This window comes from Streptomyces enissocaesilis (genome assembly GCF_039533765.1).
Lineage (GTDB): Bacteria > Actinomycetota > Actinomycetes > Streptomycetales > Streptomycetaceae > Streptomyces > Streptomyces enissocaesilis.
The window spans coordinates 91,766-111,635 of sequence record NZ_BAAAUD010000047.1; the positions used below are offsets into that span (position 1 = coordinate 91,766).

Consider the following 19,870-nt stretch of genomic DNA (forward strand, 5'->3'; position numbering starts at 1 on the left):
GGCTCCCCGTCGGTTCTGTGATGACGCCCCCGGCGCCATGGAACAGAGTGACAGACCGATGCCGTCCATAAGCGCGGAGTCACCGAAGTGGGTGCACGGAAGGGCGCGGGCGGTGCCGTGACCGGCTCCGCCCGCGCGCCCCGCTGCCGTACCGCTGCCGTTGTCGGCTATGCCTCGCGCGACCCCGCGTACATCTCTTCGATCAGGTCCTTGTACTCGCGCTCCACGACCGGCCTCTTGAGCTTGAGACTCGGCGTCAGCTCGCCGTGCTCGATGTCCAGGTCGCGCGGCAGCAGACGGAACTTCCTGATCGTCTGCCAGCGCTGCAACCCTTCGTTGAGCCGCTCCACATAGCCCTCGATCAGTTCCTCGGTCTTCCGGGAGGCGACGACTTCGGCGTACGACCTGCCCTCCATGCCGTTCTCCCCGGCCCAGCCGAGGATCGTCGGCTCGTCGAGCGCGATCAGCGCGGTGCAGAAGTTCCGGTCCGCGCCGTGCACCAGGATGTTGGAGACGAACGGGCACACCGCCTTGAACCGGCCCTCGACCTCGGCCGGCGCGATGTACTTGCCGCCCGACGTCTTGATCAGGTCCTTCTTGCGGTCCGTGATGCGCAGGTAGCCGTCCACCGAGAGCTCGCCGATGTCGCCGGTGTGGAACCAGCCGTCCGACTCCAGCACCTCGGCGGTCTTCTCCGGCAGCCCGTGGTAGCCCTGCATGATGCCGGGGCCGCGCAGCAGGATCTCGCCGTCGTCCGCGATGCGCACCTCGGTGCCGGGGAGCGGCTTGCCGACGGTGCCGGTGCGGTACGCCTCACCGGGGTTCACGAAGGAGGCGGCACTGGACTCGGTGAGCCCGTACCCCTCCAGGATGTGGATCCCGGCGCCGGAGAAGAAGAAGCCGATGTCGGGCGCGAGCGCGGCGGAACCGGAGATGCAGGCGCGCAGCCGGCCGCCGAAGGCCTCGCGGATCTTGGAGTAGACGAGCGCGTCGGCGGCCTTGTGCTTGGCGGACAGGGCGAAGGGCGCGGAGGCCGTGCCCGTACGCCGGAAGTTGTCCTGGGTGACCTTGGCGTACTCGCGGGCGACCTCCGCCGCCCACTGGAAGATCTTGTACTTCGCGCCGCCGCCGGCCCGCGCCTTGGCCGCGACGCCGTTGTAGACCTTCTCGAAGATCCGGGGCACGGCGGCCATGTACGTCGGCTGGACCACCGGCAGATTCTCGATGATCTTGTCGACCCGGCCGTCCACGGCGGTGACGTGCCCGACCGCGATCTGTCCGGAGGTCAGCACCTTGCCGAAGACGTGCGCGAGCGGCAGCCAGAGGTACTGCACGTCCTCCTGGCTGATCAGGCCGGTCGCCGGAATGGCCTTCGCCATGTACGACCAGCAGTCGTGCGGCAGCCGTACGCCCTTGGGCCGGCCCGTGGTCCCCGAGGTGTAGATCAGCGTCGCGAGCTGGTCGGCGGTGATGGCGTCGACCCGCTCGGTGACGGCCTGCGGGTGCTTCTCCAGATGGGCCACCCCGCGCGCCTCCAGGTCGGCCAGCGTGAGCACCCATCCCTCGGGATCGCCCTCGGCCGGCTCGACGCCCTCGGCGTCGATGACGACGACGTGGGCGAGGTTCGGCAGGTCGGCCCGGCGCTCCCGTGCCTTGGCGAGCTGCGACGCGTCCTCCGCGATGAGCACCCGGCTCTCGGAGTCGGCCAGGATGTAGGCGGACTCCTCGGCGTTGGTGGACGGGTAGACCGTGGTCGTCGCGGCGCCGGCGCACATCACGCCGAGGTCGGCGAGGATCCACTCGACCCGGGTGTTGGAGGCGAGCGCGACCCGTTCCTCCGGCTGCACGCCGAGGTCGATCAGACCTGCGGCGACGGCGTACACGCGCCCGGCCGCCTGTTCCCAGCTCAGCGACTTCCAGGCGTCGGCCCCCTGCCCCGGCGCGGCCGGTACGGGGTAGCGGTAGGCCTCGGCATCGGGCGTGGCTGTTACGCGCTCAACGAAGAGGGCCGCCACCGACGGCGGCCGGTTCTCGATCAAGGTCTGTGTATCGCTCACGACGTCCTCCGGGCCTGCGGCATGCTGCACGACTGGCTGGTGTTTAACTGGCGAGTAACCTTCGAGTGGTGATCAGAGTAAAGCGCACGGGCCCGGGGCGTAAGAGGATGTGGCGCGCGGCTTCATAACGGAACGGACCGGCCGCGCCGCCGCCGTCCACCACGCGCGAAAGCGCCCCTCCGGGGTGCGGAGGGGCGCTTTCGCGTGCTGCCGGCGTACTGACCGCCGCTGGTGCCGGGGCTGCCGCTACTTCTTCTTGCCGCCGGAGTCGTCGCTGGACAGCACCGCGATGAAGGCCTCCTGCGGGACTTCCACGCTGCCGACCATCTTCATCCGCTTCTTGCCTTCCTTCTGCTTCTCCAGCAGCTTGCGCTTACGGGAGATGTCGCCGCCGTAGCACTTGGCGAGGACGTCCTTGCGGATGGCGCGGATGGTCTCGCGGGCGATGACCCGGGAGCCGATGGCGGCCTGGATGGGGATCTCGAAGGCCTGGCGCGGGATGAGCTCGCGCAGCTTGGCGACGAGCCGCACGCCGTACGCGTACGCCGCGTCCTTGTGCGTGACGGCGGAGAAGGCGTCGACCCGGTCGCCGTGCAGCAGGATGTCGACCTTGACGAGGGACGCGGCCTGCTCGCCGGTGGGCTCGTAGTCGAGGGAGGCGTAACCGCGCGTCTTGGACTTCAGCTGGTCGAAGAAGTCGAAGACGATCTCCGCGAGCGGCAGGGTGTAGCGGATCTCGACGCGGTCCTCGGAGAGGTAGTCCATGCCCAGCAGCGTGCCGCGGCGGGTCTGGCAGAGCTCCATGATGGCGCCGATGAACTCGCTCGGGGCGAGGATCGTGGCGCGTACGACCGGCTCGTGGACGTCCGAGATCTTGCCCTCGGGGAACTCGCTCGGGTTGGTGACCGTGTGCTCCTTGCCGTCCTCCATGACGACGCGGTAGACCACGTTGGGCGCGGTGGCGATCAGGTCGAGCCCGAACTCGCGCTCCAGGCGCTCGCGGATCACGTCGAGGTGCAGGAGGCCGAGGAAGCCGACGCGGAAGCCGAAGCCGAGCGCCGCGGAGGTCTCCGGCTCGTACACCAGGGCGGCGTCGTTGAGCTGGAGCTTGTCGAGGGCCTCGCGCAGGTCGGGGTACTCGGAGCCGTCCAGCGGATACAGGCCCGAGAAGACCATCGGCTTCGGGTCCTTGTAGCCGCCGAGGGCCTCGGTGGCGCCCTTGTGCAGGGAGGTGATCGTGTCACCGACCTTGGACTGACGGACGTCCTTCACACCGGTGATGATGTAGCCGACCTCGCCGACGCCGATGCCGTCGGACGGCGTCATCTCGGGGGAGGAGACGCCGATCTCCAGCAGCTCGTGGGTCGCGTTGGTGGACATCATCCGGATGCGCTCGCGCTTGTTGAGCCCGCCGTCGATGACACGTACGTAGGTGACGACGCCGCGGTACGAGTCGTACACCGAGTCGAAGATCATCGCGCGGGCGGGCGCGTCGGCGTCGCCGACCGGGGCCGGGATGTCGCGGACGACGCGGTCCAGCAGCGCGTCCACGCCGAGGCCGGTCTTCGCGGAGACCTTCAGCACGTCCTCGGGCTGGCAGCCGATGAGGTTCGCCAGCTCCTCGGAGAACTTCTCCGGCTGGGCGGCCGGCAGGTCGATCTTGTTGAGCACCGGGACGATGGTGAGGTTGTTCTCCATCGCCAGGTAGAGGTTGGCGAGGGTCTGCGCCTCGATGCCCTGGGCGGCGTCGACGAGGAGCACCGTGCCCTCGCACGCGGCGAGCGAGCGCGAGACCTCGTACGTGAAGTCCACGTGGCCCGGGGTGTCGATCATGTTCAGGATGTGGGTCGTGCCCACGTCCGGACCCTCGTTGGGCGCCCAGGGCAGCCGGACCGCCTGGGACTTGATCGTGATGCCGCGCTCGCGCTCGATGTCCATCCGGTCGAGATACTGAGCACGCATCTGCCGCTGGTCGACCACACCGGTCAGCTGGAGCATCCGGTCGGCGAGCGTGGACTTGCCGTGGTCGATGTGCGCGATGATGCAGAAGTTGCGGATCAGCGCCGGGTCGGTACGGCTCGGCTCGGGCACGTGGGTAGGAGTCGCGGGCACGCAGGGTCTCGTCTCGGGGCGATGTTGGATCGATACGTAGCTTCCATGGTCCCACGGACGGCGGGCGGGGCTCGGTTTGGGCCGCCCGGCGGGCCGCTGGTACGCTGAGCAGCTGTGTCTCACAAGCCTCGGAGTAGCTCTCCGGTCGGCGGGGCACTCATCGAAGATCCAACGAACCTGTAGAGGCTCTTTCGTGGCGAACATCAAGTCCCAGATCAAGCGGAACAAGACGAACGAGAAGGCGCGCCTGCGCAACAAGGCCGTCAAGTCTGCGCTCAAGACGTCGATCCGCAAGGCCCGCGAGGCTGTCACCGCCGGTGACCTCGAGAAGGCCACCGTGGCCGTCCGCGAGGCTTCCCGCAAGCTCGACAAGGCAGTCTCCAAGGGAGTCATCCACAAGAACGCCGCCGCCAACAAGAAGTCGGCGCTGGCGCACAAGGTTGCCTCCCTGCAGGGCTGAGCATTCGCTTGTACGACCCTTGTATGACCCGCACGACCGCCGGTAGGGACTCAGCGGGCCCTCTCTTCCGCTCCTGATCCGGCGACCTCGCGCCGCACGCGGCCTGCGTTCGCCACGCGGGTGCGGCGCATCAAAGCTTTGACAGGCTTCAGGGCTTCTCGCGTCGGCCCCGGCCGCCCGTCCTTCCGAGGACGGGCGGCCGCGGCCTTCGTGCTGCTGTTCACGCCTCACGCCGCTGTTCTGCTGTTGCGCCGCTTGCGCCGCCGCTGTCACACCGCTACCTGTGGCGGGCGGCGCGGGCGACGGTGACGACCGCCTTCTCCAGCGCGTACTCCGGATCGTCGCCGCCGCCCTTGACGCCGGCGTCGGCCTCGGCGACGGCCCGCAGCGCGAGGGCCACGCCGTCCGGCGTCCAGCCGCGCATCTGCTGCCGTACCCGGTCGATCTTCCACGGGGGCATGCCGAGCTCGCGGGCGAGGTCGGCGGGGCGGCCGCCGCGGGCGGAGGACAGCTTGCCGATGGCCCGTACGCCCTGGGCGAGGGCGCTGGTGATCAGGACGGGGGCGACGCCGGTGGACAGCGACCAGCGCAGGGCCTCCAGGGCCTCGGCCGCCCGGCCCTCCACGGCGCGGTCGGCGACCGTGAAGCTGGAGGCCTCGGCGCGGCCCGTGTAGTACCGCCCGACCACGGCCTCGTCGATGGTCCCCTCGACGTCCGCGCACAGCTGGGCGACGGCACTGGCCAGCTCGCGCAGGTCGCTGCCGATGGAGTCGACCAGGGCCTGGCCCGCCTCGGGGGTCGCGGAGCGGCCCAGCACGCGGAATTCGGACCGTACGAACGACAGGCGCTCGGCGGCCTTGGTGGTCTTGGGGCAGGCGACCTCGCGGGCCCCCGCCTTGCGGGCGGCGTCGAGCAGCCCCTTGCCCTTGGCTCCGCCCGCGTGGAGCAGTACGAGCGTGATCTCCTCGGCTGGGGCTTCGAGGTAGGACTTCACGTCCTTGACCGTGTCGGCGGAGAGGTCCTGCGCGCCGCGCACGACGACCACCTTGCGCTCGGCGAAGAGCGAGGGGCTCGTCAGCTCGGCGAGGGTGCCGGGCTGGAGCTGGTCGGGCGTGAGGTCGCGTACGTCGGTGTCGGCGTCGGCGGCGCGGGCGGCCGCCACCACCTGCTGCACGGCGCGGTCGAGCAGCAGGTCCTCCTGCCCCACGGCGAGGGTCACGGGGGCGAGCGGGTCGTCGGTCGAATTCTTCCTGGTGGCCATCGTGGTCCAGCATCCCATGCCCCGCTGACAGCCCCGTCCGTGTTGGAGAATGGGCAGGTGAGCGATGTGAGACACGTACTGGTGCTGCCCGACCGGGATGCCGCGGAGGAGGTGGCCGTGGAGGTCTGCGAGCGCTTCGGAGCCGTTGAGGAACCGCAGCTCGTACGGGACGCGCTGGCCGGCGAGGACGATGCCGAGGACGCGCAGTGGCTGGTCGTGGTGGAGGACCCGGACGGCAGGCTCGACACCGGGGAGCTGCACGCGCTGGCCGGCGAGTACGAAGGATGGCTGGAGCGCCCTTAGCCCTGCTTTCCGCTCCCTCCTCCCTGCTTGCCGCTCCCTGCTCCCGGCCTCCCGCTTCCCGCTCTTCTCTCCCGGATCCTCGGCGCGGTCGCCGTCAGACGCCCGGGGCGCTGTCGCTCGTTCCGCTCGGCCGCGGGACGCGGTCGAGGGTGATGCCGAAGTGGTCGCGGCAGGCGGCGAGGGTCTCGGCCTCGGTGGCGAGGGGCAGTTCGGTGTGCTCGCCGTCCACGGTCGTCACGAGGCGGTCGCCGTCCTTGCCGCCGGTGAGGGTGATCCGGCCCCGGCCGTCGGCGGTGCGGCGGGAGCAGACGAGGGAGCGCGCGAAGTGGGAGCATCGAGGGCGCTGCCGAACCGGTGGAAGGGACGGAGCTGGCGCCGGAGTCGGCCGACGCCTTCGCCGCGAAGCTGAACGGCTGGGACCCGCGCAACCGGAAGCCCTGGGTCCATTTCTGCGTCACACCACGCGCCGTGAAGGTATGGCGCGAGGAGAACGAGCTGGCCGAGCGCGAACTGATGCGCGAGGGCCGCTGGCTCGTCTGACGCGTGTCCCTATACGGCGTCCGGGCCTGCCGGCACCGCACGCAGGCCGGGGCCCGAACCGGTCACCGCGATCGACCCGTCGGTGTCCGTGCGCAGCACCGCGGCGCCGCCGGTGCGGAGCGCGGTGAGCGTACGGGACGAAGGGTGGCCGTACGGGTTGTCGCGGCCGCAGGACACCAGGGCGAGCCGGGGGCGGACACGGGCGAGCAGGGCGGGGTCCTGGTAGGCCGAGCCGTGGTGGGCGACTTTCAGGACGTCCACCGGTGGGAGCGTCGGATGGGCCCTCAGCAGACCTTGCTGGGCAGGGGGCTCGAGGTCGCCCAGGAGGAGCAGGGTGAGGTGGCCGGAGCGGGCGAGGAGCGTGACGCTGGCGTCGTTCGGCTCTTCGGGGGCAAGGGCGGCCGGGAAGGGACGCGGCCACAGCGTCCGCCAGGACAGCGGTCCGACCCGGCGCCGCTCCCCCGGGCCGGTGAGGAGGAGCGGCACCCCTGCGGCGGCGGCCGTCCTGCGGACGAACGCGCTCTGTTCCCGGGGCTCCTGGAGCGACGTCGTCCGGATCTCGCCCACCGACCGGCCGCGCAGCACGCCCGGCAGCCCCGCCACGTGGTCCGCGTGGAAGTGGGTGAGCAGGACGAGCGGGACGCGGGTGACGCCGAGTGCGCGCAGGCAGCGGTCGACGCGCCGCGGGTCCGGTCCCGCGTCCACGACCACGGCCGTCCCTTCGCCCGCCGCCAGGACGGAGGCGTCTCCCTGTCCGATGTCGCACATCGCGAACTTCCAGCCCGGCGGTGGCCAGCCGGTGACGATTCTGGTGAGTGGCGAGGGCCGCAGGATCGCGAGCACCAGGAGCAGCACGAGGCCCGCGCTCAGCCACGGGTGGCGCAGGACCCTGCGGGCGGCGAACACGGCGACGGCGGTCACGACCGCCAGCAGCAGCCCGCCGCGCCAGCCGTCCGGCCAGTCGGCCTCCGCGCCCGGAAGCGCGGCTCCGGCGCGGGCGACGGAGGCGATCCACCCGGCCGGCCACGCGGCGCACCGGGCCAGCAGTTCGGCGGCGGGCATCGCCACCGGAGCCACCGCCAGGGCCGCGAAGCCGAGCACCGTCGCGGGGGCCACCGCGAACTCGGCGAGCAGGTTGCAGGGGATCGCCACCAGGCTCACCCTGGCCGCCATCATCGCGACGACGGGTGCGCACACCGCCTGGGCCGCCACGGCCGCGGCCAGCACCTCCGCGAGCCTGGGGGGCATGCCGCGCCGTTGCAGCGCGGCGCTCCAGCGCGGCCCGACGGTGAGGAGGGCGCCCGTGGCCAGTACGGAGAGCAGGAATCCGTAACTGCGGGCCAGCCACGGGTCGTACAGGACGAGCAGCAGGACGGCGGCGGCGAGAGCGGGGATCAGCTGCCTGCGGCGCCCCGTGCCGATGGCGAGCAGTGTGACGAGCCCGCAGGCCGCGGCCCGCAGCACGCTCGGCTCGGGCCTGCACACCACGACGAAGGCGAGCGTGAGCGCCCCGCCGAGCAGCGCGGTCGTCCGCAGGGAGATGCCGAGGCGCGGGGCGAGTCCTCCCCGTTCGGCGCGCAGGGCCTTGCCGGGCGGGCCGATCAGCAGGATCAGGACGATCGTGAGGTTGCTTCCGGACACGGCGAGGAGGTGCGTGAGGTCGGTGGCCTCGAACGCCTCGTGCAGCTCGGGCCCCACCCTGGAGGTGTCGCCGACGACCAGGCCCGGCAGGAGCGCCCGCGCGTCCGGGGCGAGCCCTTCGGTCGCCTCGCGCAGTCCGGCCCTGAGTCCACCGGCGGTGCGCTGCACGGCGGTCGGCGGGCGTACGGTCTGCGGTGACCTGCCGTCCGGTACGCGCAGCACCGCGGCGACGCGGTCCCCGCCGCCCGTCGGGGGCGCGAGCCGCGCCGTGAGCCGCAGCCCGGTGGACGGCAGCAGCCGTTGCCACCGGGACGCCGGGTCCCGGGCCGGTGCGACCACCAGGACCGGCGTACGCACGGCGGCCGTCGCCCGGTCCGGGCCGGCGGCGCGGTTGACGGGGGTGACGCGGGTGATGTCGGCGTTGAGTACGACCGACCTCGGCATCGTGTGGTCGCCGTGCACCCGGGGCCGGGTCGTGCGCGCGTCCGAGGTGACCGTCAGCTCCACCGTGACCTGCGCGTACTGGCGCGCCAGGGCCGGCACGGGGCCACGGTGGAGGTCGGCCGCGTGCAGCCCGCCCGAGACGGCGCCCGCTGCCGCGCACAGCAGCACGGCGGCGACGGCCGTGATGCTCAGCCCGCGCCGTACCCCGGCGTCGCGCTCCTCCCGCGATGCCCGGACCACCAGCAGCCCGGCCGCCACGACCACGCACCCCACCGCGAACCCGGCCGCCCGGCGTCCCGAGACCCCCACGGCCACGGCGGCCGCCACCCACGCGGCCAGCGCGGGCGGCACCAGCCGCAGATCCGCGGGCCCCTCCTGCCAGGGGTCGGACGCGCCCAGCCGGTGCCCGGACGCGGCGTGAACCGCCGGGCGTGTCACGGCCGTACGAGCGGCCGGAGGTCCGCGAACCGGCGGTCGCCGATCCCCTTCACCTCGCGAAGCTCGTCGACGGAACGGAATCCGCCGTGCTCGGTCCGGTAGTCGATGATGTGCTGCGCCAGCACCGGTCCCACTCCGGGCAGCGTCTCCAACTGCTCGGCGGTGGCGGAGCCGAGGCCGATCGGAGCCGCTGCCCGGCCGGACGCCGGAGCGCCGCCGCCGGCAGCCGGCCCGGCGGCCCCGGCCGGTGCGGGGACTCCCACCACCACCTGCTCGCCGTCCATGAGCAGGCGCGCGCGGTTGAGTCCCACGGTGTCCGCGCCCGCCTTGACGCCACCCGCGGCCCGCAGCGCGTCGGCGACCCGCGATCCGGCCGGCAGTCGGTGGATGCCCGGCTGCCGTACCCTGCCGCTGACGTCGATGACAATGCGCCCCTCGCCGGGCACCGGTCCCGGCCCGTCGGCGGTCGCCGTCGGGGGCGGCCCCGGCGACGGTGACGGTTCGGGCCGCGCCGCGGCCGGTCCCTCGCCCACCACCTCGGGGGGCTGCACGGACTGTGGCCGCCCGGTCCAGAAATGCTGGGCGGCGAGGACAGCGGCCACGACAAGAACAACGGCCAGCGCGGCCAGCGTCCTGGGTTCGAGCCCGCACCGCGACTGCACCCAGACGGGCAGCCGCTCCCGCACGGCCGACCGGACCCGCCCCACCCTCGTGCCCACGCCCCCACCCAGGCTCATGCCCATGCCACCAGCGGCCCCGCCGTCCGGTGCTGCAGCAGCCGTGCTCGCCCCGGTGGCGGGCGCGGACGGACGCGTGGGGACGGACGGGCCCATGGGCGCGGACGGGCGCCGGGACGGTCGCGGGGCCGGACCATCCGTCGCCGCCGGGCCGCCGGTCTGCCGGGCCAGCGGTTCCGGCCCGGGCGGTCCAAGGCCGCGGCCCACTGGCCGCACCGGTCGCGGTGCGGGCGCCAGGAGCGCCTCCGCTCGGCGGCGCAGCGCCGTGGACCGGACGGATTCAGGAACCCGGCGGCGCAAGCGGCGCCCGCCGCGGCCGTGCCCGTGGCGCGCCCGGACGCCGGACGACCGGGCGTCGGACGACCGGGGGTCGGAGGCCGGAGCGCGGCCTGGTCCACTGGTTGCGGAGTGTGATCGGAGAGCCATGCCACGAGACGGTAGGCACATCCGCCCGACGCCGCCGATCACGGCCGATTCCCGTGGAGAACTCGCCGGTTGTGGATATCCCGGCCACCCCGCGGGGCCACAGTTCGCGGAACCACAGCTCCGCCTCACGGATCCGCAGTTTCACGGGACCACAGAGGAGACGGGGGAACGTCAGTGGGGCGAGACCACGACCCCCAGCAGGCCGGGCCCCGTATGCGCGCCGATCACCGCGCCCACCTCGCTGACATGCAGCTCCGCCAGCCCGGGAAGCCGGTCGCGCAGCCGCCCCGCCAGCCGTTCGGCCCGCTCGGGGGCCGCCAGGTGGTGCACCGCGATGTCCACACTGCGCGCCTGCGCCCGTTCGGCCACGATCTCCTCCAGCCGGGCGATCGCCTTGGACGCCGTACGTACCTTCTCCAGCATCTCGATACGGCCGCCGTCCAGCTCCAGCAGCGGCTTCACGGCGAGCGCCGACCCCAGCAGCGCCTGCGCCGCGCCGATGCGGCCGCCGCGGCGCAGGTAGTCCAGCGTGTCCACGTAGAAGTAGGCCGACGTGCCCGCCGCACGCTTCTCCGCCGCGGCCACCGCCTCGTCCACCGTGCCACCGGCGTCGGCGGCCTCCGCCGCCGACAGCGCGCAGAAACCCAGGGCCATCGCGACCATCCCGGTGTCCACCACCCGCACCGGCACCGGGGCATCCCGCGCGGCGAGCTCGGCCGCATCGTACGTACCGGAGAACTCGGAGGACAGGTGCAGCGACACGATCCCGGTCGCGCCGGCCTCCGCAGCCGCGCGGTAGGCCGCGGCGAAGACCTCGGGGCTCGGCCTCGACGTCGTCACGGACCGGCGTTTCTGGAGCGCCAGGGCCAGTGAGCGGGCCGAGATCTCGGTGCCCTCCTCAAGGGCCCGGTCGCCGATGACGACGGTCAGCGGCACCGCGGTGATGCCGTGCCGCTCCATCGTCTGCTGCGGCAGGTAGGCCGTTGAATCGGTGACGATCGCGACATGGCGGGACATGAGCGGGAGGTTACCCCGGCGGGGGCGCCCGGCGGCAGTCCGGCCCCGCCGATGATCCGTTCCGGTCCGTTCAGTTCCGTTCAGTTCCGTAGTCCGTTCCGGACCGTCGAGCCGTCTCAGACGGTGCCCTCGGGGCGGGCTTCCTTCTGCCACGGGTAGGTGGTCCGCCACCGGGGGTCAGGCGCCGTGATCGCCTCCGGACCGGCGCCGGCCCGGCCCGCCGCGCCGGCCCCGTCGGCCGCCCGAGCGGCCCCGTCCGCCGCGCCCGCCGCCGGGGACGTGCCCGCGTCCGCCACCGGGGACGCGCCCGCGCCCGGGGACGTGGCCCAGTGCCGCAGCGCCCCCGACTCCACCTCGATCTGCGCGCTCAGCGACGCGAGGTCGTCGTCCGCGAACCGCTGCGCCCGGTCCCGCGCCGCCCACCGCAACGAGTCCGCCGCGTGCGTCACCCGTTCCGTACGCTCGCGCAGGTCCGGCAGCCGCTCCGCCACCCGTGCCTTGTCCGGCTCGCGCTCCAGCCGCTTCAGGTCGTCGTCCAGTTCGTGCCCGTGCGCGCTCAGCCGTTCGAACAGGCCGATCGACTCCGACAGCGAGGCGTCCTGGGCGGCGCCCGCCTGCAGCGCCTCCTGGGTGGCCCTCATCGACGTACGCAGAGAGAGCCTCAGCTGGGCCAGCTCCCCGGCGACGCCCACCTGCCCGAAGCTCTTCGCCCGCAGGGTGGTGTCCTCGACGCTGCGCCGCGCCTGCGTGATCGTGCGGTCCACGCCACGCTTGGCCGCACCGACCGCCTTCACGCCCACGTAGACCCCCGTCGCCACGAACGCCACAAAGAGCAACGCCAGGATCAGGATGACGGTGCCGGGTTCCATGAGCGCCCCTCCGTTGTCGGTCCACCCGGGCCCCTCGGCCCGCGTGGTCTCTCCACCGTAAACGGAACGGGCAGGCCGAGGGTTCCACCGGAACCCCCAACCTGCCCGTAGGGGAAAGTACCTACCGCCGCACCCCGCGTTACGCGGGAACGATGTTGACCAGCTTCGGCGCCCGCACGATCACCTTGCGGATGCCCGCCCCGCCCAGCGCCGCGACCACCGCCGGGTCCGCCAGCGCCAGCTTCTCCAGCTCCTCGTCACCGATCGCCGGCGAGATCTCCAGGCGCGCCTTGACCTTGCCCTTGACCTGCACCACGCACGTCACGGTCTCGTCCACGACGTACGCCGGGTCGGCGACCGGGAAGTCCTGGTACACCACGGAATCCGTGTGCCCCAGCTTGCGCCACAGCTCTTCCGCGATGTGCGGGGCCAGCGGCGCGATCAGCAGCACCAGCCGCTCGGCGACCGACCGCGACACCGGCCCGCCCGCCTTCGTCAGGTGGTTGTTCAGCTCGGTGACCTTGGCGATGGCGGTGTTGAAGCGCATCCCCGCCATGTCCTTGCCGACGCCGTCGACCGCCTTGTGCAGGGCGCGCAGCGTGTCCTCGTCGGGCTCGGTGTCGACGACCGTGGCCTCGCCGGTCGTCTCGTCGACGACATTGCGCCACAGCCGCTGCAGCAGCCGGTACTGGCCGACCACCGCGCGCGTGTCCCACGGCCGCGACACGTCCAGCGGACCCATCGCCATCTCGTACAGCCGCAGCGTGTCCGCGCCGTACTCGGCGGCGATCTTCTCCGGGGTGACGGCGTTCTTCAGGGACTTGCCCATCTTGCCCAGGACGCGGCTGACCTTCTCGCCCTGGTACCAGAACGCGCCGTCGCGCTCCTCGACCTCGGCCGCCGGCACCGCGATGCCGCGCGAGTCCCGGTAGACGAACGCCTGGATCATGCCCTGGTTGTAGAGCTTGTGGAACGGCTCGGACGAGGAGACGTGCCCCAGGTCGAACAGCACCTTGGACCAGAACCGCGCGTACAGCAGGTGCAGTACGGCGTGCTCGGCGCCGCCGACGTACAGGTCGACACCGCCGTGCGGCTGCCCCTCGCGCGGCCCCATCCAGTACCGCTCGATCTCGGGATCGACCAGCTTCTCGCTGTTGTGCGGGTCCAGGTAGCGCAGCTCGTACCAGCAGGAACCGGCCCAGTTGGGCATGGTGTTGGTCTCGCGCCGGTACTTCTTGGGACCGTCGCCCAGGTCCAGGGTGACGTTCACCCAGTCCTCGTTGCGCGACAGCGGCGTCTCCGGCTCGGTGTCCGCGTCGTCCGGGTCGAAGGTGCGCGGCGAGTAGTCCTCGACCTCCGGCAGCTCCAGGGGCAGCATCGACTCGGGCAGCGGGTGGGCGATGCCGTCCTCGTCGTAGACGATCGGGAAGGGCTCGCCCCAGTAGCGCTGCCGGCTGAACAGCCAGTCGCGCAGCCGGTAGTTGACGGTGCCCTCGCCGATGCCCCGCGCGGCCAGCCACTCGGTGATCTTCGCCTTGGCCTCGACGACGCCCAGCCCGTCCAGCGAGATGTCCTCGCCCGACGAGTTCACGATCTTCGCGTCGTACGAGCCGAAGGCGTCGTCCCACTGGGCCGGGTCCGTGCCCCGCCCGTCCGACGGCTCGACGACGCAGCGCATCGGCAGCTCGAAGGCGCGCGCGAACGCGAAGTCGCGGGAGTCGTGCGCCGGTACCGCCATGATCGCGCCGGTGCCGTAGCCCATCAGCACGTAGTCGGCGATGAAGACGGGCACCTGCTCGCCGCTGACCGGGTTGACGGCGTACGCACCGGTGAAGACGCCGGTCTTGTCCTTGGCCTCGGCCTGCCGCTCGACGTCGGACTTCGAGGCGGCCTGGGCGCGGTACGCCGCCACGGCCTCGGCCGGGGTGGCGTGGCCGCCGGTCCACACGTCGTGCGTGCCCTCGGGCCAGGCGGCCGGAACGATCTTCCCGACCAGGTCGTGCTCGGGTGCCAGCACCATGTAGGTCGCGCCGAACAGCGTGTCCTGACGGGTGGTGAAGACGGTGATCGCGTCGTCACCGGCCGGGTTGTGGCATCCCACGGCGAAATCGACGCGCGCGCCCTCGCTCCGTCCGATCCAGTTGCGCTGCTGCAGCTTGATCGCCTCGGGCCAGTCCAGGCCGTCCAGGTCGTCCAGCAGGCGGTCGGAGTAGGCGGTGATGCGCATGTTCCACTGGCGCAGCTTGGCCTTGAAGACGGGGAAGTTGCCACGCTCGGAACGGCCGTCGGCCGTGACTTCCTCGTTGGCCAGTACGGTGCCCAGGCCCGGGGCCCAGTTCACGGGCGCCTCGGAGGCGTACGCCAGGCGGTACCCGCCCAGGACGTCGGCGCGCTCGGCGGCGCTCAGCTCACTCCAGGGGCGCTCGTCCGGTGTCGCACGCTCCCCGCTCTCGAACTGCGCCACCAGCTCGGCGACGGGCCGCGCCCGGCCGGCCTCCGTGTCGTACCAGGAGTTGAAGATCTGCAGGAAGATCCACTGGGTCCACTTGTAGTAGTCCGGGTCGATCGTCGCGATGGACCGGCGCTTGTCGTGGCCCAGGCCCAGCCGGCGCAGCTGCTGCTTCATGTTGTCCATGGCGGCCTCGGTCGACACCCGGGGGTGCGTGCCGGTGGCGACCGCGTGCTGCTCGGCGGGCAGGCCGAAGGCGTCGAAGCCCAGCGTGTGCAGGACGTTGTGGCCGGTCATGCGCTGGTGACGGGCGAAGACGTCGGTCGCGATGTAGCCGAGCGGGTGGCCGACGTGCAGTCCCGCGCCCGAGGGGTACGGGAACATGTCCATGATGAACTTCTTCGGCCTGGCGGCCAGCGCCGCGTCGCCCGCCAGGTCGCCGCTGGGATTCGGCGTCTCGTACGTGCCCTCCGCGTCCCAGAAGTCCTGCCAGCGTGCCTCGATGTCAGCGGCCATCGCGGCCGTGTAGCGGTGCGGCGCTGCCACCTCGGCAGCAGAATTCGTCTCGCTCATGATCCTCAAAGCTCCATCAATCGTCTCTGCCAGCGGCTGCGACATTCAGGCTGTGACATTCACGGACATGCACGCTGTGACATCCAGGAATGAAAAATCCCCTCGCACAGGAGGGGACGCCGCGCCGATGCCGACCGGATCTTTCATCCGTCGGGGCTGATCAGCGCGGCTCGCCAAGCAGAAGGCGTACGGCACGCATGGCGTCAGGGTACCGCAGGGCCCGGGACGGCCGCATCGAGCGTCCGCCCGGCGGACCGAGCACCCCTCGCCACCGGGGTTACTCCGCGTATCGACCTTATCCGGGGCAACGTCCGGGCGAGTTTTCCCACAGCCCGCGCGCTAAACCTCCAAACGCCGTACTGCCCGGTATGGAGCGACCTAGCATGCGGCAACGGGACCACTTTGCCGAAGCATTCGGAGTCGCCCCCATGAACCCTCATCCGGACCCTCTCCCGAACCATCGCCCGAAACCTCGACCGGCTCCCCACCCGGACCCCCGCCCGTCCCCCCGCCGAAGGCCCCGCTCCCCCCTCCCCCTCCCCGCACTGGGCCGCCCCGCCCAAGGGGGCCTGACCGCCGCCGCGCTGATTCTCATACCCCTGCTCGCCACAGCCGGCAGCGACAGCCTGCGAGCCGCGCTCGACTTCACCACCGGCGTCCTCTCCCTGGTCTCCCTGACCGCCGCCGTCGCCTGGGGCCTGCTGGCCACCGACCGGCTGCTGCTCCGGCCGCGCCACCGCCTTCTCGCCCAGGCCGTCCACCGGGCCACCGCGGTCGCCTCGCTGGGCTTCCTGCTGCTGCACGTTGCGGTCAAGGTCTCGCTGGGACATGTGGCGCTCCTCGGAGCCCTGGTCCCCTTCGGCCTCGGAATCAGCGGTACGGCCGGCCTCATCGGATTCGGTTCCCTGGCCGGATTCCTCATGGTCGTCGCGGCTTCGACAGGGGCGCTGCGCAGCGCGTTCGCCGCTCCGGGGCGCATCGCCGGCCGCTGGCGGGCGCTGCACATGCTCGCCTATCCGGCCTGGGGGTCGGCCCTGGTGCACGGCCTGTTCGCGGGCCGGCCCGCCGCCGGCTGGGTCGTCACGCTGTACGTCCTGTGCCTTGCGGCGGTCGCGACGGTGCTCTCGTTGCGCCTGCTCCCTCCCCCGCTCAAACGGGCCGCCGCCGAGCGGATCGTGGCCCTGGCCACGTCCGGCTCCCTGGCCGGGGCGTCCGGCCCGGAGCCCCGCGACGCCACGCTCTCCCCACTGCCGGGCGGCGGTTCCGCCCCGCCACAGCGTCCGGCGGCCCCCGCGCCACCGCCGCACGAGGCCGGGCGCTTCCCCGACGGGCTCCGCGCGGCGCCGGACACCGGCATATCGGCGGCGTACCGCGCCGTGTCCGCCCCGGCCGCCTCCGCCGCTTCGGCCCCCACCGAACAGCTTCCCCTGGCGCAGCACCTCCCCCCGGCCGGGCCCCCGACCGAGGAGATCCCCTTCCAGGCCGCGCCTCCCCCGCCCCGCTGGCCGACTCCGTCACCCCCTCCCCCCGCGCAGGCCGCCCGTCCGCCGTACGACCCGGACCGCGCCGCGTACGGTCCGGGAGCCGCCCCCGCCCCCGGCTTCCCCGGGTACGCCCCCGAGCGCCCTGCGCACACCCCCTGGACGCCCGCCGGACCGATCCCCCACCCCCGCCCCCACGGCGGCACCGAGCCCGCGCCGGGTCCGCTCTACCGGCCCGCCGCCGGAGAACCCTGGCACGCACCCGCAGGAGACCGACGTTGAACGTCCCCCTTCCAGACGTCCCCGAGGTACGCGTGGTCGGCCTTCCCCAGCTGACGGCCGGCTTCGACCTGGTCGAGCGCCTCGACCTCGGTATGCACCTGAAAGTGCACGGCCCGCTGGAGCCGATGGCCGGGGAGCGCCTGGCCGAACTCGCCGACCGCATCGCGCTGCGCGGCCGCGGCGGCGCCGGCTTCCCCTTCGGCAGGAAGCTGCGGGCGGTCGCTCAGGCCTCCATCCGGCGCGGCGTGCGGCCCGTGGTCGTGATCAACGGCAGCGAGGGCGAGCCCGCCTGCCGCAAGGACACCGTCCTGCTCAACCGCGCCCCGCACCTCGCGCTCGACGGCGCCCTGCTCGCGGCCGAGGCACTCGGCGCCCGCACCCTGGTCGTCGGCGTCACCCGCAACTCGACCGAGGCCTCCGTCCGCGCCGCCTTCGCCGAACGCGGCCTGTCCGACCGGCGCGGTCAGCCGTTGCGCGCGCGGATCGTACGTACCCCCGAGCGCATGGTCTCCGGCGAAGCCTCGTCCCTGATCCGCGCGGCGAACGGCGGCCCGGCCCTGCCGCCCGGCCGCCGCGAGCGCGCCTCCGAGACAGGGGTGGGGGGCGCGCCCACCCTGCTGTCCAACACGGAGACCTTCGCGCAGCTCGCCGTCGCCGCCCGCACCGGCGCCCGCCGCTACGCCCACACCGGTCTGGTGGACGAGCCGGGCACGGTCATGCTGACCCTCTCCGGCGCGGTCGCGCGGCCCATGGTGGTCGAGGTGCCCACCGGAGTGCCGCTGCGTTACGTCCTCCAGATGGCCGGTGCCCCGCCGCTGCCCCAGGGCGTGCTGACGGGCGGCTACCACGGCGACTGGATCGACGCGGCCGCCGCACACGACGCCGTGATCTCCCGCGAGTCCCTCGCCTCCCTCGGCGGCGCGCTCGGCGCGGGCGCGATCCTCCCGATCGGCCCGGAGACCTGCCCGCTGGGCGAGTCGCTGCGCGTCGCGAACTGGCTGGCGGCGGAGACGGCGGGCCAGTGCGGCCCCTGCCGGCTGGGGTTGCCCGCCGCCGCCGGCGGCCTCGCCGACGTACTCAACGGCGGCGGTCAGGCCGCGCTGGAGGCCCTGCGCGAAGTGACGCGGGCCGTGAAGGGCCGGGGCGCGTGCAAGCACCCCGACGGCTCGGTGCGCTTCTTCGTCTCCACGCTCAACGCCTTCACCGACGACCTGGCGGCGCACGTCCTGGGCGGCGGCTGCGGCCGGGAGACGCTGGGCGTGCTGCCGCTGCCGGGCCCCGGTCACGAGGAGGAGGGCCTCCCGAGCGGCGAGAGGTTCGCGGTGGACTGGACGCTGTGCAAGGGCCACGGGCTGTGCGCCGACATCGTCCCGGAGCTGATCCGGCTCGGCCCCGACGGCTACCCGACCCTCGCGGACGCGTCGGTTCCGGTACATCTCCAGGGGCGCGCCCAGCGCGCCGTGCGCCGCTGTCCCGCGCTGGCGCTGCGCATCGAGCGGGAGACCCCCGAACGGCCGGGGCGGACCGCGCTGCCGGGCGGCGGCAGGAAGGCCCTGGGCAGCGGCCGGGGCTGAGCCGGCCGGGGCTGAGCCGGCCTCCGGAAAGAGAAGATCCCGTCCGGTCGAATCGACCGGACGGGATCTTCTTTCTGTGGAGCTAAGGAGAATTGAACTCCTGACCTCCTGCATGCCATGCAGGCGCTCTACCAACTGAGCTATAGCCCCGTGCGTTCCGCCGTTCTCCGGGTTTCCCCGGCGGCTCCGCCAACATTACCGGTCCCCCCGGCGCTCCACCAAATCCTTTGCCGGCACTCCGGCTTTGTCCCGTATGACCGATATTGCACTCACGCTGTGGCGAAGGAGTAGAACCGCTTGAGCGTGCAGTGCTCGTCGAGCAGTCGGCCGTAGATCGGCTCACCCTCGAGTTCGCGGTACGTCTCGATGGGGTCGCCTTTTATGATCAGCGCCCGGGCGCATTCCTCGCACCAGTACTGGTAGTCGGCGTTGACCGGTTCCATGTCCCTGACGATGGGCGTGCCACTGCCGCACCAGTCGCATTTCCGCCTGTGTGCGCCCATCACTCAGTTCCAGCTGTGGCGGCAGGCCGTGCACACGTACGCGATACCTCCGTTGTCGCTGCCGGGCAGGGCACGGACCGCATCGAGGATGCTCGCGGGCATCGCGCTCCCCCTCCCCGTCAGACCGTCGTCCCCCTCCGGCCGTCCGATTCTGCCATGGCTCCGCAAGGGGGGTCAGCGGCGCGGGCGCAGGAGGCCCGCCGCAGCACCGAAGACCGACGCGGCGGCCGACGCAAGGGCGCATACCCACAGCGCATCGGCGTATGCATACGCCCCTGGCGCATTCAGCCGGTTCAGGAAGAGAGTGCCGAATGTCGCCATGCCGAGCAACCGGCCGAGCTGTGTGACGGTGACGAGCAGCCCGCCGGCGTCCGCCGCGTCCTCGGGCCGTACGGTCGCGAGCGCGCCCGTGAGCGTGGGGCTGAATCCGAGCGCCGGGCCGGCGCCCACGCCCGCGAAGGCGACGTACAGCCCGGGGCCGCCGCTGCCGCCGCCCCGCAGCGCCAGGCCGACGGCGGCGGACGCCGGCGCGGTCAGCGCGAACCCGCCGGGAACCAGCGCTCCTTGCAGTCGCGCGGGCCGGCGCCGCCCGGTCGGTCCGGCCCCTCCGAGGACCACCGCTGCCGGCGCGAGAGTCAGACCCGAGCGGAGGGCCGAACACCCGAGGTCGCCCTGGGCGTGGACGCTACGACGCCCTGGCGAC

Annotated in this window: 16 protein-coding genes and 1 tRNA gene; 5 read left to right on the top strand and 12 right to left on the bottom strand. The window is 72.7% G+C overall.

Features of this window, described 5'->3' with window-relative positions:
- Positions 1 to 167: 167 nt before the first annotated feature.
- Positions 168 to 2,057 carry an AMP-dependent synthetase/ligase gene (locus ABD374_RS22855; protein WP_344497467.1) on the bottom strand — a complete coding sequence of 630 codons (1,890 nt, stop codon included), beginning with the start codon at positions 2,055 to 2,057 and terminating at the stop codon, positions 168 to 170.
- Between the two features lie 246 nt (positions 2,058 to 2,303).
- Positions 2,304 to 4,169 (bottom strand): translation elongation factor 4, encoded by a 1,866-nt coding sequence (gene lepA, locus ABD374_RS22860; RefSeq protein ID WP_344497468.1) that lies wholly within the window; start codon positions 4,167 to 4,169, stop codon positions 2,304 to 2,306.
- Between the two features lie 193 nt (positions 4,170 to 4,362).
- On the opposite strand from lepA, the gene rpsT reads away from it, so the two are divergent.
- On the top strand, positions 4,363 to 4,629 hold the full coding sequence (gene rpsT, locus ABD374_RS22865) for a 30S ribosomal protein S20 (protein ID WP_093800898.1): 267 nt from the start codon (positions 4,363 to 4,365) through the stop codon (positions 4,627 to 4,629).
- Between the two features lie 277 nt (positions 4,630 to 4,906).
- Here the strand turns inward: rpsT and holA are convergent, their stop codons facing one another.
- Entirely contained in the window at positions 4,907 to 5,890 is a 984-nt protein-coding gene (gene holA / locus ABD374_RS22870; RefSeq protein ID WP_344497469.1) for a DNA polymerase III subunit delta, read from the bottom strand.
- Positions 5,891 to 5,947: 57 nt separating this feature from the next.
- On the opposite strand from holA, the gene ABD374_RS22875 reads away from it, so the two are divergent.
- Positions 5,948 to 6,193: a hypothetical protein gene (locus ABD374_RS22875; protein WP_344497470.1), complete on the top strand. Its 246-nt coding sequence runs from the start codon at positions 5,948 to 5,950 to the stop codon at positions 6,191 to 6,193.
- Positions 6,194 to 6,287: 94 nt separating this feature from the next.
- On the opposite strand, the gene ABD374_RS34690 is transcribed toward ABD374_RS22875, so the two are convergent.
- On the bottom strand, positions 6,288 to 6,431 hold the full coding sequence (locus ABD374_RS34690) for a hypothetical protein (protein ID WP_425577310.1): 144 nt from the start codon (positions 6,429 to 6,431) through the stop codon (positions 6,288 to 6,290).
- Positions 6,432 to 6,547: 116 nt separating this feature from the next.
- Here ABD374_RS34690 and ABD374_RS22885 point away from each other — a divergent pair, with 116 nt between their 5' ends.
- Entirely contained in the window at positions 6,548 to 6,733 is a 186-nt protein-coding gene (locus ABD374_RS22885) for a hypothetical protein (RefSeq protein WP_344497471.1), read from the top strand.
- A gap of 9 nt (positions 6,734 to 6,742) precedes the next feature.
- Here ABD374_RS22885 and ABD374_RS22890 read toward each other — a convergent pair whose 3' ends face one another.
- The 5 genes from ABD374_RS22890 to leuS form a co-directional block, all read right to left on the bottom strand.
- On the bottom strand, positions 6,743 to 9,256 hold the full coding sequence (locus tag ABD374_RS22890) for a ComEC/Rec2 family competence protein (RefSeq protein WP_344497472.1): 2,514 nt from the start codon (positions 9,254 to 9,256) through the stop codon (positions 6,743 to 6,745).
- Positions 9,253 to 9,993, bottom strand: a complete 741-nt coding sequence (locus ABD374_RS34695) for a ComEA family DNA-binding protein (protein ID WP_425577311.1) — start codon at positions 9,991 to 9,993, stop codon at positions 9,253 to 9,255. The genes ABD374_RS22890 and ABD374_RS34695 overlap by 4 nt, the downstream gene beginning before the upstream one ends.
- A gap of 597 nt (positions 9,994 to 10,590) precedes the next feature.
- Positions 10,591 to 11,436 (bottom strand): DegV family protein, encoded by an 846-nt coding sequence (locus ABD374_RS22900; RefSeq protein ID WP_344497474.1) that lies wholly within the window; start codon positions 11,434 to 11,436, stop codon positions 10,591 to 10,593.
- Positions 11,437 to 11,552: 116 nt separating this feature from the next.
- Positions 11,553 to 12,305: a hypothetical protein gene (locus tag ABD374_RS22905; protein ID WP_344497475.1), complete on the bottom strand. Its 753-nt coding sequence runs from the start codon at positions 12,303 to 12,305 to the stop codon at positions 11,553 to 11,555.
- Between the two features lie 139 nt (positions 12,306 to 12,444).
- Positions 12,445 to 15,327 (bottom strand): leucine--tRNA ligase, encoded by a 2,883-nt coding sequence (gene leuS / locus ABD374_RS22910; protein ID WP_344497476.1) that lies wholly within the window; start codon positions 15,325 to 15,327, stop codon positions 12,445 to 12,447.
- A 545-nt stretch (positions 15,328 to 15,872) separates the two neighbouring features.
- Between leuS and ABD374_RS22915 the strand changes: the two genes are divergently transcribed.
- Together ABD374_RS22915 and ABD374_RS22920 are read left to right on the top strand one after the other, a co-directional pair.
- Positions 15,873 to 17,090: a ferric reductase-like transmembrane domain-containing protein gene (locus ABD374_RS22915; RefSeq protein ID WP_344497775.1), complete on the top strand. Its 1,218-nt coding sequence runs from the start codon at positions 15,873 to 15,875 to the stop codon at positions 17,088 to 17,090.
- Complete coding sequence (locus ABD374_RS22920; protein WP_344497477.1) at positions 17,087 to 18,664, top strand: NADH-ubiquinone oxidoreductase-F iron-sulfur binding region domain-containing protein; 1,578 nt, start codon at positions 17,087 to 17,089, stop codon at positions 18,662 to 18,664. Before ABD374_RS22915 ends, ABD374_RS22920 begins: the two co-directional genes overlap by 4 nt.
- A gap of 77 nt (positions 18,665 to 18,741) precedes the next feature.
- Here the strand turns inward: ABD374_RS22920 and ABD374_RS22925 are convergent.
- The 3 genes from ABD374_RS22925 to ABD374_RS22935 form a co-directional block, all read right to left on the bottom strand.
- Positions 18,742 to 18,814, bottom strand: a tRNA-Ala gene (locus tag ABD374_RS22925).
- A 119-nt stretch (positions 18,815 to 18,933) separates the two neighbouring features.
- Positions 18,934 to 19,167 (bottom strand): hypothetical protein, encoded by a 234-nt coding sequence (locus ABD374_RS22930; protein ID WP_028813478.1) that lies wholly within the window; start codon positions 19,165 to 19,167, stop codon positions 18,934 to 18,936.
- 174 nt (positions 19,168 to 19,341) lie between these two features.
- A complete protein-coding gene (locus ABD374_RS22935) occupies positions 19,342 to 19,785 on the bottom strand; it encodes a hypothetical protein (RefSeq protein ID WP_344497478.1) in 444 nt (147 codons plus the stop codon).
- Between the last annotated feature and the right edge of the window lie 85 nt (positions 19,786 to 19,870).